The sequence below is a fragment of the Caballeronia sp. BR00000012568055 genome, from assembly GCF_029439455.1.
Classification (GTDB): Bacteria; Pseudomonadota; Gammaproteobacteria; order Burkholderiales; family Burkholderiaceae; genus Caballeronia.
Map to the genome: position 1 here is coordinate 1 of NZ_JAQFVG010000031.1, position 13,520 is coordinate 13,520.

11 protein-coding genes are annotated in these 13,520 nt (G+C 56.1%); 5 read left to right on the forward strand and 6 right to left on the reverse strand.

The window, feature by feature from the left end; translation table 11 throughout:
* The 3 genes from P7F28_RS03055 to P7F28_RS03065 all read left to right on the forward strand — a co-directional run.
* The coding region (locus P7F28_RS03055; protein WP_277182968.1) for a branched-chain amino acid ABC transporter permease at positions 1-742 on the forward strand (742 nt) is incomplete at its 5' end.
* 10 nt (positions 743-752) lie between these two features.
* A complete protein-coding gene (locus P7F28_RS03060; RefSeq protein WP_277182969.1) occupies positions 753-2,699 on the forward strand; it encodes a branched-chain amino acid ABC transporter ATP-binding protein/permease in 1,947 nt (648 codons plus the stop codon).
* A gap of 13 nt (positions 2,700-2,712) precedes the next feature.
* The gene (locus tag P7F28_RS03065; RefSeq protein ID WP_277182970.1) at positions 2,713-3,447 is read left to right on the forward strand and encodes an ABC transporter ATP-binding protein; all 735 of its coding nucleotides are present in this window, start codon (positions 2,713-2,715) and stop codon (positions 3,445-3,447) included.
* Between the two features lie 6 nt (positions 3,448-3,453).
* On the opposite strand, the gene tssE is transcribed toward P7F28_RS03065, so the two are convergent.
* The 6 genes from tssE to tssK form a co-directional block, all read right to left on the reverse strand.
* Positions 3,454-3,879 (reverse strand): type VI secretion system baseplate subunit TssE, encoded by a 426-nt coding sequence (gene tssE, locus P7F28_RS03070; protein ID WP_277182971.1) that lies wholly within the window; start codon positions 3,877-3,879, stop codon positions 3,454-3,456.
* An 11-nt stretch (positions 3,880-3,890) separates the two neighbouring features.
* A complete protein-coding gene (gene tssH, locus P7F28_RS03075) occupies positions 3,891-6,533 on the reverse strand; it encodes a type VI secretion system ATPase TssH (RefSeq protein ID WP_277182972.1) in 2,643 nt (880 codons plus the stop codon).
* A 102-nt stretch (positions 6,534-6,635) separates the two neighbouring features.
* Positions 6,636-7,121: an Hcp family type VI secretion system effector gene (locus P7F28_RS03080; RefSeq protein ID WP_277182973.1), complete on the reverse strand. Its 486-nt coding sequence runs from the start codon at positions 7,119-7,121 to the stop codon at positions 6,636-6,638.
* Between the two features lie 96 nt (positions 7,122-7,217).
* Entirely contained in the window at positions 7,218-8,867 is a 1,650-nt protein-coding gene (locus P7F28_RS03085; protein ID WP_277182974.1) for an OmpA family protein, read from the reverse strand.
* Positions 8,864-9,658 carry a DotU family type IV/VI secretion system protein gene (locus P7F28_RS03090; protein ID WP_277182975.1) on the reverse strand — a complete coding sequence of 265 codons (795 nt, stop codon included), beginning with the start codon at positions 9,656-9,658 and terminating at the stop codon, positions 8,864-8,866. Before P7F28_RS03090 ends, P7F28_RS03085 begins: the two co-directional genes overlap by 4 nt.
* Positions 9,589-10,941: a type VI secretion system baseplate subunit TssK gene (gene tssK / locus P7F28_RS03095; protein ID WP_277182976.1), complete on the reverse strand. Its 1,353-nt coding sequence runs from the start codon at positions 10,939-10,941 to the stop codon at positions 9,589-9,591. The genes P7F28_RS03090 and tssK overlap by 70 nt, the downstream gene beginning before the upstream one ends.
* Positions 10,942-11,277: 336 nt before the next feature.
* On the opposite strand from tssK, the gene tssB reads away from it, so the two are divergent.
* Positions 11,278-11,790, forward strand: coding sequence for a type VI secretion system contractile sheath small subunit (gene tssB / locus P7F28_RS03100; RefSeq protein ID WP_277182977.1), 513 nt, complete (start codon positions 11,278-11,280; stop codon positions 11,788-11,790).
* Positions 11,791-11,833: 43 nt separating this feature from the next.
* Positions 11,834-13,387, forward strand: a complete 1,554-nt coding sequence (gene tssC, locus P7F28_RS03105; RefSeq protein ID WP_277182978.1) for a type VI secretion system contractile sheath large subunit — start codon at positions 11,834-11,836, stop codon at positions 13,385-13,387.
* Positions 13,388-13,520 lie beyond the last annotated feature (133 nt).

Consider the following 13,520-nt stretch of genomic DNA (forward strand, 5'->3'; position numbering starts at 1 on the left):
CGGCGCGCTGGTCGGCTTGACGCTGGTATCGGCGGGCGTGAATTATTGGCTGATGATTCCGCTGGTGTGTTTGTTCGGGCTGGTGCAAGGCTCGTTTGTCGAGCGTATTGGCGTGAGACCGGCAATCAAGATTAAGTCGGAGTTTGGCTGGATCATGTCCACCATCGCGCTCGGCATTATCTTCAAGAATGTCGCGGAAAATGTATGGGGTCGCGATGATCTGCGCTTTCCGTCGCCGTTGCCTGAAGCACCGCTCAAGGTGCTAGGCGCGAATGTCTTGCCGATGGAGTTACTGGTCGTCGGCGGCGCGTTGGTGATGATGCTGGCCGTGGAATTTTTCAACCGCAAGACGATCTTCGGCAAGGCCGTGGTCGCCACTGCTAACGATCGCGATGCCGCTGCGCTTATGGGCATCAACACGGGCCTTGTCATCACGTTCTCTTACGCGCTTTCATCGCTGACGGCTGCATTTGCAGGGGTTTTGATTGCGCCGCTGACATTAACCGGCGCGACGATGGGTGCGGTACTCGGACTCAAAGCCTTTGCAGTAGCGATCATCGGCGGCTTGTCTAGCGGCATGGGCATTGTCGTCGGCGGAATGATTCTAGGCATCGCCGAAACGACAACCGGCTTCTATATTTCGACGGGCTATAAAGACGTGCCCGGACTCGTGCTGCTGCTGATCGTGCTTGCGGTGAAACCCGCCGGACTGTTCGGCAAGACAGCGATCAAGAAAGTCTGAGGCAGCCATCATGAAAGCAAAGAACTGGATCGCGGCTTTGGTGGGCCTTGTTGCGCTTGCCATATTTCCGATTGCATCGGGCAATGCGTATTACATACACCTCGTCGAAACTATCATGATTTACGCGATTCTGCTCTTCGGGCTGGATATCGTGGTCGGTTATACGGGACAGGTGTCGCTAGGACACGCGGGATTATTCGGCGTCGGCGCGTACACCGCCGGCGTGCTGTTTATCAAATTAGGCATGCCGTTCTATGTGACCGCGCCTTTAGCGATCCTGATTACCGCAGGCTTTGGCGCCATCCTTGCCTTACCCGCTTTGCGCGTATCCGGTCCTTATCTCGCGATGGTGACGCTCGCGTTTGGCACGATCATCCAGATTCTGATCAACGAAATGGATTTTTTGACCAACGGCCCGATGGGATTGAAAATTCCTAAGCCAATGTTCGCGGGGCATCGTCTGGACGAGACGCAGTATTACTGGCTCGTTGCGGCTATGCTTGTCGTCTCGCTGATCGTGGTGCATCGCGTATTGAAATCTCATCTTGGACGCGCATTTGAAGCCTTGCGCGACAGCCCGATCGCATCGGATTGCATGGGCGTGTCGGTGTATCGGCATAAGGTGTACGCGTTCGTTATCAGTGCGGGATTTGCAGGATTGGCAGGATGTCTTTATTCGTATTCCGAACAATATATTTCGCCGAATACGTATAATTTCGAACTGACCATTTTGTTCCTGCTTGCGATCATCATGGGTGGCCGCAAGACTCGCACGGGCGCGATCATCGGTTCGACGGTGATCGTATTATTGCCAAAGCTGCTAGACGATATTTCCAACTTCAGAGTCGTGGCGACCGCATTGGCCGTATTGGTGATTGTGGGCGCGGTGCTCGCGCTTGCACGCAAAACCACGACAATCCAACGCGTCGCAGTGCCAATTATCGGAACAGCGGGGCTGGCGATTTTTTCTTTCTGGATTGAAGCACTCACGGATTGGCGCTTGACGATCTTCGGCCTGATGATCCTGCTCGTCGTGTATTACTTGCAGGACGGTATCGTCGGCTTCGTGCGCAAAACGCTGAACATGGGCCGCGTGCGCGTCACAAAAGTCGATACGGAAGAACTCGCCAAAGAATCGCGTCAGGACGACGCCATTGCCGCTGTCGCCATAGAAGGCGCGGACACAATTCTCAATGTACGCAATGTACTGATGCAGTTCAGTGGCCTTAAAGCGCTCAACGACGTGAACATGACCGTCAAACGCGGCACGATTCACGGCTTGATCGGGCCTAACGGTTCCGGCAAAAGCACGATGATGAATGTCCTGACCGGCATCTATGTTCCGACTGCGGGCGCGATCGAATATCAAGGCGAATCGCTTGCGGGACGCACGTCAGCGAAGATCGCGCTATCGGGCATTGCACGCACATTTCAGAACGTGCAGTTGTTCGGCGAAATGACCGCACTTGAGAACGTGCTCGTGGGCCTGCATCACACTTTCAAATCCAACTTTGCGGATGTCGGCGTTATGAGCGGTCGATATCGACGTGAAGAACAAGCAGCGCGCGAGCGTGCGTTCAATATGCTGCGATTCGTAGGGCTTGAGAATGTCGCAAGTGAGGAAGCGCGGAATTTACCCTATGGCAAGCAACGCTTGCTTGAAATAGCTCGCGCGCTTGCCCTCGATCCCCAACTGCTACTGCTCGATGAACCCGCTGCGGGCCTTACCGCGCCCGACATACGCGAACTCGTCGCGATCATACGCAAAGTGCGGAATCATGGAATAACTGTAGTCCTGATTGAACATCACATGGATGTGGTGATGAGTGTATGCGACACCGTTTCGGTGCTGGATTTCGGGCAGAAAATTGCCGAAGGCAAGCCCGCCGAAATTCAGGCCAACGAAAAAGTAATCGAAGCGTATCTGGGCGGACAAGCTGCGCAAGCAGCAGCTTAACGGGGAAACGCATATGCTGACGATCGAGAACCTGCATGCGGGCTATGGCAAGGTGAAAGTCTTGCATGGCATTTCGCTTAGCGTGCCTAAAGCGAAAGTGGTCACGCTGATCGGTTCGAATGGCGCGGGCAAGACCACGACCATGCGCGCTATTTCCGGCATGATCAAGGCGACGTCTGGCGAAATTACTATGGGCGTAGGCAGTGACGCCAGACGTATCGATTCTCTTGATTCGTACAAGATCGCGCGCCTGGGCCTTGCGCATTCGCCCGAAGGCCGACGTGTCTTTGCGACGATGTCGGTAACGGACAATCTTTTGCTGGGCGCGTTTCCTCGTTTGACGTGGGCGCGTCCCAAAGGCGATGTTGCAGCGGACCTGGAACGCGCGATCGAACTCTTTCCGCGCCTTAAAGAACGTCGCAATCAGCTTGCGGGAACCTTATCGGGCGGCGAACAGCAAATGCTTGCGATGGCGCGCGCAATTATGCTGAACCCCGACCTCGTCTTACTCGATGAACCGTCGATGGGTCTTGCGCCCATTCTCGTTGACGAAGTATTTCGGATCATCGAGCGCCTTAAAAAAGACGGTGTGACGATGTTGCTCGTCGAGCAATTCGCGGCGGCTGCGTTGAATGTCGCGGATTATGGCTATGTGCTCGAAAACGGCCGCGTTGCAACGCATGGTCCTGCGGAGCAATTGCGCAATGATCCTTCGGTCAAGGCCGCGTATCTAGGGGCGAGCCACTAGAGGCGATTAGCGGCCATCGCGTACGCGCCGTTCGAGCCTGAACACACCCGGCGGCACGAAATACGTGCCGAAGCGCACAAGACCCGCTTTCTTAAGGTGACACGTCATTTCGAAGCTGACTTGCAAGCCGGGATCATCGCAATCCAGAATGGCGATATCGATTGCTCGAATACGAGGCTCATATTTGAGCAAGGTCGTTTCCATTTGTTGCTTAAGCGCGTGCGACGATCCCGGCAATTCCTTATACACGTTAGTCAAATCCGGCAAGCCATAATCCGACAAATGCTTCAATGCGCCGGCACGCGTGTTCAGAATGCGCCGCACGTTCTGCTGCACACTCAAGGCTTCGAGTGTGCGGTCGTCGAATTGATCGATTGCTTCGCCGTCGATCTGACCAAGCAACATGTCATAAAGCGATGGACCCGCTGGCATGTCGGCTCGCTTCAGGCGTTGACATTGGCATCATGATCGATGAATTCGATCGCGAGATTGCCTTCTTCCGAACTCGCAAGACGAATTTCTGCGGGCACGATGCCGGTTGCCATACGCGTCAGCAATTCGCGTGAAACAGTGGGAAGGATGCGTTGATCGAGAAACGCATCGACGGTGCGTGCGCCGGATTCGCGGGCGAGACAATGTTGTGCCAGTGAGGCTATCAGCGATTCATCGCAAACGAGTTCGACATTGTGTTGACGCTTAAGCCGCGCGCCGATTTTATCGAGCTTGAGTCTTACGATCGCAGCGATCGCATCGGCATTCAAAGGCCGATAAACAAGCGTTTGAAAGCGCGCAAGCAGAGCAGGTTGAAAGTGCTTGACGAGGGGATCGTGAATGACGTCCAACAAAGCGGCCTGAGCGATGTCGGGATTATCAGTCGTCGCTTCGTCGATCTGAGCGCTGCCGAGATTCGATGTCATCAGAATGACGCAATTTCGGAAATCGATCTCGCGACCTTCGCCATCGCGCATGGTGCCGCGATCAAATACCTGGTAGAAGATGTCGAGCACGTCGCGATGCGCTTTTTCGACTTCGTCGAGCAATACCACGCTATAGGGCCGCTGACGCACGGCTTCCGTCAGCACGCCGCCGCGTCCATAGCCGACATAACCCGGTGGCGAACCCTTCAATTGCGACACGGTATGCGATTCTTGGTACTCCGACATATTGATTGTCGTAAGCGCGCTTTCGCCACCGAACAAGGTATCGGCCAAAGCAAGCGCCGTTTCCGTCTTACCGACACCCGATGTGCCTGCAAGCAGAAATACGCCCAAAGGAGCGCGCTCGCTTTTAAGGCCTGCTTTAGCGGTGCGAAGGCTTTGCGCGAGCATGCCGAGTGCGTCTTCTTGTGCGACCACGCGTTTGGCGAGTTGCTGTTCAAGCGTCAACAGACCCACCAACTCATCTTCGACGAGATTGCCGACCGGAACGCCGGTCCATTCCGCGACGACTCGCGCGATAGCCTGCGCATCGACGTCGGCGAAGATCAGCGGCGTCTTGCCCTGGGCTTCAGCCAAAGCATGTTTTGCGCGGGAAATCGCCTCTGCGTCGGGCTTTGCGTGACCGTCACTGCGTTGTTGCAGCAGCGTTTGCACAAGCGACAATTCCCGCTCATAGCGCGATGTCATCTCATCGACTTCATGTTTTGCCTGCTCGATGGACGCGTCCAACGCTTCGCGCCGCGTTGCGACATCGTCGATACCCGCACGCTCGTCTGCATCGAGTGTGTCGCGCTCGAGTTCCAACGCGGCTACGCATGCTTTGGCACGTTGAAGTTCTGCGGGCGCCGTGTCGAGTCCCATACTTACGCGCGCCGCTGCGGTGTCGATCAGATCGACTGCCTTATCGGGCAATTGGCGCGCGGGAATATAGCGTCGTGACAGCTTGACGGCGGCAACCAATGCCTCGTCACGTATATGAACGTGGTGGTGCGTCGCGTAGCGCGTGGCGAGGCCGCGCAGCATGAGACAAGCGGTGTCGTCATCGGGTTCTTCGACCTTGACCAACTGGAAGCGTCGCTCGAGTGCTGCATCGCGCTCGAAATATTCTTTGTACTCGGACCACGTCGTGGCCGCGATGGTGCGCAATTCACCGCGCGCGAGAGCGGGCTTCAGCAAATTCGCGGCGTCGGAACCTCCAGCGGAATTACCCGCGCCAATCAATGTGTGTGCTTCGTCGATAAACAACAACACGGGCGTTGCCGATGCCTTCACTTCATCGATGACATTTTTCAGGCGTTGTTCGAACTCGCCTTTTACGCCTGCACCTGCCTGAAGCAAGCCGAGGTCGAGCGTGAGAATGCATACATCACGCAGCAAGGCAGGCACGCTGCCATCGACAACGCGCAAGGCAAGCCCTTCCACGAGCGCGGTCTTACCGACGCCCGGCTCGCCTACGAGAATCGGGTTGTTCTTGCGACGACGCACGAGCACGTCGATCATTTGCTGGATCTCGCGATCACGACCGAAAACGGGATCGATGTCACCGCGACGCGCTTTCTCCGTCAAGTCGATCGCGAAGCGGGAGAGGGCATCGCTATCGACAGAACGTTGCGGCGTGCTCTTTTCAGGCACTGGATCTGCCGATGTTGCTTCTGGTTCTTCCACGTTCGCTTCGTTCTCACATGAACGCTGCCCCAGACGCGGTAGCAATCGCTCGATCTGCGCCGTCGATAGTGAAAGCAACGGCCACGCATCCTGAGTGCGCATGACATGCGGCGCATGGATGATTGCTTGCAAAAGATTTGCAGAACGAATCGTTCCTTCGATATCCTCGCGTGACGCAATATTCCACGCATCCTGCAATACGCTGGCCAATTGGATCGACAAGGCTGGCATGCCACGCAGATTGCGTGGTAAGCGATCGATGGCGGCGAGCAGCGCATTCCAGATCGCATCGATATCGATCTCGTAGTGACGGAGAATCGCAGGAATATCTCCGTCGTCCGCTTCGAGCAATTTCAGCAGCCAATGCTCGACGGTGATTTCATCGGCAAGCCGTGTCTGACAGAGGCTTGCGGCCGCTTCCAGCGTGCGTGCGCAATGCGGGTTGAGTCGTCGAAGCAAATGGGTGGTGTCGCGCGAAGTCATAACGGAAATTTCAAAGATTCGAAAAACGCCGGTTCATGTTGAGTGAACCGGCGAACGGGCCGGATCAGTTGATCCAGCCCGAATGCAACTCAAGCGTGCAAGTTATGCGCGCTCGTTCCACGTATCGCTGTGGATAATGTTGCCGTCCTTATACGACCACGTGATCTTCTCGTAGCGCAGTTCGATTTCTTCGAGATGGTTGTGCTTTTCGTACTCCGGAATTTTGATGTCGAGCATCTTCGGACGAACCGCAACGACCTTCACGTTGTCGAGCTTGGTGTTGAAGTATTCCTTCTCCTTGCCCGCATCGTCGATCTTGTACCACTTGATTTCGACGGACTTCAGCGTTTGACCGCTCGTCACCGCTTTATACAGATACGGCGTCGAGGAATCGGTTTCCTTGGTGAGCTTGATCGGCGCGTGAACGCGCGTGCCGGTCAGCTTGCCCGTGTTGCCGTCGGTCGGGATGTGGATGCCATGATCGAACGCGACCAGTTCGACGCTGCCTTCGCGCTCCTGGACGGTAACAGAACCTTTGATGTCGGCGCCGCCGTCATCCTTGACCCACATATAGGCCGGAATTGCCATAATCTACTCCTATTCGTACTACCAAACATTCTCGAAAAACGATGTTTTCGAGTCTTCAAAGTCCCGGAACCAAAGCTCCGGGTTACTACATCGGCTTTACGTTGTGGAGTCGGGTACGAGTGTGATCTCGACGCGACGATTCTTTGCGCGACCCTCGGCCGTGTCGTTCGGGGCGATCGGGCGCGTGTCGCCGTAGCCCTGAATGGCGAACTGTGTAGCCGCAATACCCGATGCGTCGATCAGCCAGTCGCGCAAGGCAGCCGCTCGTGCAACAGAGAGTTTCAGGTTGCTCGCGGCATTGCCTGCGTTGTCCGTGTAACCCGCTACGAGAATACGCTTGCCGGGGTGTGCCTTGATCATCTCCAAAGCCTTGACCAGCGTGCGATTCGAGCCGGGTTTGAGTTGAGTCTTTCCGCTATCGAACAAGGACATGCTGTCCAGTGTCACGACTTCGGGCGGCGGCGGTGGCGGTTGATACGAGGCGATTGCCGTGTTCAAAGCAGGAGCGACACTGGCACCGTGATACAAGCCGAACGACAGCCGCAACGGTACGCTTGTGCGGGCATAGCGATCCAGTTCATCGCGATCGGCGACGAGCGCTTTCAATGCTTCGCGACGCGCTGCATCGTGATCGGCGGAAATATCACGGTAGCGCGTGATATCTGCGTCGATGCGCGTGAGCAATTCGGCGTTATGACGTCCGGCGCCGAGAAACGCGGCCGCGGCAGCCAACGCAATGATTGCGATTGCATGACCGAGTGCGGCGATCCGCGGCGAAACGCGCAGGCGACGCGGCATCGCTTCGATCAGAGGCTGCGGAAGCGGCCACGGTGCCGGAGAAGCGGCGACATCGGCGGGCATGACATGCGTCTTCCGGCGCAGATCCTGCTCCCAGGGTTTTTCTGCATTGCTGGCTGGACCGCAATCGATCCATCCGGCACCGTGCAGCGCCCACGGCGCGGCAGGTTGCCGTGGATCGGTAAGGATGCCGAATATAACGCGTTGCGTCCATCCGACGATGGCGGCAAGACTGGCTGCGAGCGGTGCAGCGGCGGGATCGCTTTCAGCGTTGCACAACATGGTTTCGAAGCGCTGTGCATCGACGAGCGGGGTCGATGTCGAAACGCCGTACCACTGCAACGAAGCGTTTTTTCCACGTGTCAGACGTTGATACACCGCGACATAAGCAGGCATCCGCATGCCGACCATACGCGATGCGTCCGCGAGTGACTGGCGCGATATGCGCAATGATTGCGCAAGCGCGTCTTCATCGTCATAAAGGGCAGGCGCTACGCTCAGTACAACGCCGTCGGGTGCCTGACCATCACGCCATTGCCGCATGGCAAGTGCGAGTTGCGGCAGTTCCCGCACGCGATCCGCACGCAACCAGATCGCGCCGTCGCCGACATAGACGAGCCGCTTCTCATCCTGATGACGATCGAACAGCGCGTTGAGCGCATCGCCCGTTACGATCACGAGGGGCATGCGCGTGCGCAGACTCACGGGGATGTCCGCAGTCGCTGCGCTCAGCGCCTTGAGCACATGCGCGCTTTGCTGACGCGCACGCGACAACTGGCGCGTTCTATAAGCGACCAGCAGCACGGCTAGTAGCAGAATGACGATGGTGCAAGACCACACCCATTCTTTCCCAAGCGGCTGCACGAACCAGTGCACTGCGAGCGCGAGCGCGGCCGCAAGGGTCACGATCGAGCGTGCGGGGTATCCGAGCCTTTGAACCGAGTTCACTTTTTAACCGCTGCCGTTGGCATCGAGGCAAGCTGAGCGTCGAGTGCCAGGTGCCACGAGAACCATGCGGCGAGGGCAATGAGCGTTGCGATTCCCGCGATAGCCCAAGGCGAAAGACGATGAAACCAATCACCAAGGCGCTGACCGTCGCGTTCGACGAGGAACGTCTCCGATTGCGCGGGGCGCAGGCGTTCAAGGAGCGTGTTCAGGCGACTAAGCAAGGCATCGCGGCTGGCATCGCTTTCGAGAGCATAGCGGCCCTTGAACCCTAGACCGAGCACGGCGGCATAGCATTCGAGCAAACCGATATTCGGCGATGGTTCGCGCATGCGTGCTTCCAAGCGCTCGAATACATATTCGCCTGCGTTGTGGTGGTTTAGCCGCTCGACCTGAAGCGGTTCTGCGATCCATAGCGCCTTCTTCGTTTCGTCCAGGTGACGAAGCGCGGTTTCATCGAGCAGGGCGCATTGTGCGACGATCGCGTCGTCTCTAACGTCGCGTGTAAAGCCGCGTTGATCGAGTGTGAGCGTGAATTCCTGCACGATCTGCTTGCAGCGGTTTCTAAGCATAGCGAAATCTTCCGCCTTGCCTCCGCTCGCTAGATTCGTAACAAGCAATGCCGAGTCGCGCAGCAATTCACGTATGCCGCCGCCCGCCGCTTGCGAAAGAGCCGGCCCGCTCCTTGGCGGTGAGATATTTTCTTTAAGAAGTGTGGATATCGTCATGCTTTGAGCACAGCATAAAGTTCGAGCGTTGCATCGGGAATCGATGCTGGCAAATAAACCTGGCAAGCGCGCGCGTTCATCATTCGCACATGGGCCTGGCTTGTGGCATCGAGCGCGAAATATTGGTTATCGAGTCGAACGGGAATGGCAGACGGCACGCGCTGCACCGGTTTGAGTGCAATGCCCGCGAGCGCCGAATTGACGATATGTGCGACGTCGTCCGGCGCACCGATCTTGCACAGGCGAGGAAAACGCTCGATCAGTTCGAATGCCGGCAAGGACGAATTGACCGAGATATACCAGTCGGCGTTATCCGTTGCGATGCGATCGTCCTTGATCTGGCCGGACCATAAGGTGGCATTGTCGCGAGCCAGTCCGATCGAGACCACGCGCGAAGGAATGATGGCATCGAGCAATTGACGCATCGACGCCTCAAGCTGAGCAAAGACCTCGTCGGCGCGCGTGTGATCGTAAAGCGGAATATCACTAAGCTGCGAACCGGTAGAGAAGGTCAATAGCGCACTAACGAGTTCGCTAAGTACACCGTAAAGCCGCTCGGTAGGTTGAGTCGGGTGTGAAGCGAGAAAGCGCAATTTCGGCCATGCGGCATGAATGCAATGCAGCAGCCAGAAGAGTTGCACATCCGCTATGCCGTATTCCGCGACTTGCTCGATCCGTTCGCTGCGCCGCGCGCTAAGCGCCAGACTCTTGGCAAGCAAAATGTCCGCAATACGATTGATGCGTTCGATATGAAGCGCGTGAGCGTTTAAGGTCAGGCAAGGGGGTACAAAGCGCGTATCCAGTTGAAACTGGCTGCTGGTCGATCGCGTTAGGCGGGCTATCGGACAAACCGTATCGTCCGCATGCGATTCGAAGTCGAACAGCAAACGCAAAGCATGTCGCTCCGCCGCAATTTCGACTTCGTCGGTGCCATTCATATCGACAACTTTAACGAATTCTCGATAATAACGACGCGGCCGGCTAAGCGTTGTTTCGTCCGTGCGGCAGTTGCTTCCATTAGCGTCCGGAAGGGCAAGCGCGGCAAGCACGGTCACACTTTGCAGATCGGGCGAAACGCCTTGAGTGAGGTCGCGTGCGGGTGGCAACGTATGCGCCACCGCTGTGTCGATTGGTGTGCCGTCGGGAAATCGCAGCTTGAGGCGAGTAAGTTTGAAACGTCCGGAAGCAAGTGCATCTTCGTCGATATCCACGCCCAACGTGCCCCACGGTTCAGCGAGCGTAGCGTTGGCCAACTGGCGCAATGCGAAGTCGTTCCAGCGCTCTTGTTGCTGGAAGTGCTGTTGCGTAAGGATGAGTCCTTCGTGCCAAAGCGGTTTATCGATCCGCATGTCTTATTGCGCCGCGAGTATGGTTGGTTGAGTGAGGCGGCGAATTCTAACCGCTCGGGTGTCATTCGTGCAGCAATTTACTAATCATATTGAAAAGAATCAAATTCTAGAGCTATTCTTGATTGAGTGATGTCATTTAGGGTTGTAGATTATCTTGAATGAGAGTGTTTCTACGGCAATGCTGTTGTGTGGCGGTCAATCAAATTAACAAAAATGCTTAAAGATTAAGCGCGATTTGGAAAATTGGCAGTGCAACGCAAAACCTGTTCTAATACTGCCCCGGAAAATGAAAGAACATAGAACACCGAATTCTTTTTTAATTTATAAGGAGTGTTGATGGATAGCTTCCAGCGAGAAATTCCCAAGAGCAGAGTGTCTATTACTCTGGACCTGCACACCGGCGGCGCACAGAAGAAGGTCGAATTGCCGCTCAAGTTGCTCGTGGCAGGCGACTTCAGCGCAGGCCGCGAGCAAGCGCCCGTGTCGGAGCGCAAGAAGGTCAATATCGACAAAAACAATTTCGACGCTGTGCTTGCCGACTATGCCCCGGACCTGAAGTTTGCAGCGGAGAACACGCTTGCCGCCGACGGTTCCGATCTGCCGGTAAATCTGTCTTTCCGTTCGATGAAAGACTTCGAGCCGGAGCACGTCGCACGTCAGATTCCGGAACTGCAGGCGTTGCTCGCTGTGCGCAATCTGCTGCGTGACCTCAAGTCGAATCTGCTTGACAACGGCACGTTCCGCCGCGAATTCGAAAAGATTTTGAAGAACAAGGAACTGTCGGACAAGCTACGTGGCGAACTCGCGCAGATTGCGACTGCTGCAACGCAAACCGAAGGCAATGCGTAAGACGCATCCGGAACTCTGATCCGCACTAAGGACAAAACCAATAATGAGTAAGAATCCCGCCCGTCAAAGCGCAGGTGCCGACACCATTGTGCTCGATGCGCCTCAAGACGCATATGGCGACAGCGTGTATGCATCGCTGTGCAACAAGATCAATCTGAGTCCGGTTGCGCAAGCGCGTCCGCTCGAAGCATTCCGCGATAATGATATGCTATCCGAAGCTTCCGCCGACGAGCGTCTGGCGCGTGGCATGGGCGCATTTCTCGATCTGGTCGCGCAAAGCAGCAAGCCGGTGGATCGGCTGGACAAGTCGCTGCTCGATTTCTTTATCGGACAACTGGATCGCCAGATCAGCAGGCAGCTCGATTCGGTGATGCACAACCCCGAATTCCAGGCGCTCGAAGGCCGCTGGCGCGGTCTCAAGATGCTGGTGAGCCGCACGGATTTCCGCAAGAACGCGCGTATCGAAGTGCTCGATGTATCGAAGGACGCGCTGACACGTGACTTCGAAGACTCGCCTGAATTGATCCAAAGCGGTCTGTACCGGCTTACGTATATCGAGGAGTACGATACACCGGGCGGTCAGCCGATCAGCGCAATGGTCAGCGACTTCGAATTCGCGAATTCTCCGCAAGACGTGGCGCTGTTGCGCAATATCTCGAAGGTTGCAGCGGCCGCGCATATGCCGTTCATCGGTTCGGTCGGCGCACAGTTCTTCGGCAAGAAGTCGATGGAAGAAGTCGCTGCCATTCAGGACATCGGCAATTACTTCGACCGCGCTGAATATATCAAGTGGAAGAGCTTCCGTGACACGGATGACGCCCGCTACGTCGGTCTGGTGATGCCGCGTGTGCTTGGCCGTCTGCCTTACGGAAAGGATACGACGCCTGTGCGCGCGTTCAATTACGAAGAGCAGGTCAAGGGCCCGGATCATGATCGCTATCTGTGGGTGAATGCCTCGTTTGCATTTGCTGCAAACATGACGCGCAGCTTCGTGAATAACGGCTGGTGTGTGCAGATTCGTGGTCCGCAAGCGGGCGGCAAGGTCGAAGATCTGCCGGTGCATTTGTACGATCTCGGCACGGGTGTGCAGCCCAAGATTCCGACCGAAGTGCTGATTCCGGAAACGCGCGAGTTCGAATTCGCCAATCTGGGTTTCATTCCCCTGTCGTTCTACAAGAACCACGACTTTGCCTGCTTCTTCTCGGCCAATTCGACGCAAAAGCCGGCGCTGTACGAGACCAAGGAAGCGACGGCAAACAGCCGCATCAATGCACGTCTGCCGTATATCTTCCTGCTTTCGCGCATTGCGCATTACCTTAAGCTGATTCAGCGCGAGAATATCGGCACGACCAAGGACCGCCGTCTGCTCGAACTCGAACTGAACAACTGGATCAAGAGTCTCGTCACCGAGATGAAGGATCCGGGCGATGAATTGCAGGCATCGCACCCGCTTCGTGAAGCGAAGGTGATGGTCGAGGATATCGAAGATAATCCTGGTTTCTTCCGCATCAAGCTCTTTATCGTGCCGCACTTCCAGGTGGAAGGCATGGATATCGGCTTGTCGCTGGTGTCGCAAATGCCTAAGGCCAAGAGCTGATCTGGCTAAGCCGGTGCATCCCAAACCATGCACCGGCTTGACTTAAAACAACAAGCGACACATCACCCTAGACTGGCATATCCTTATACAAACGCACACAAGCGCTTGCTAAGGAGACAGTCATGATCACCGG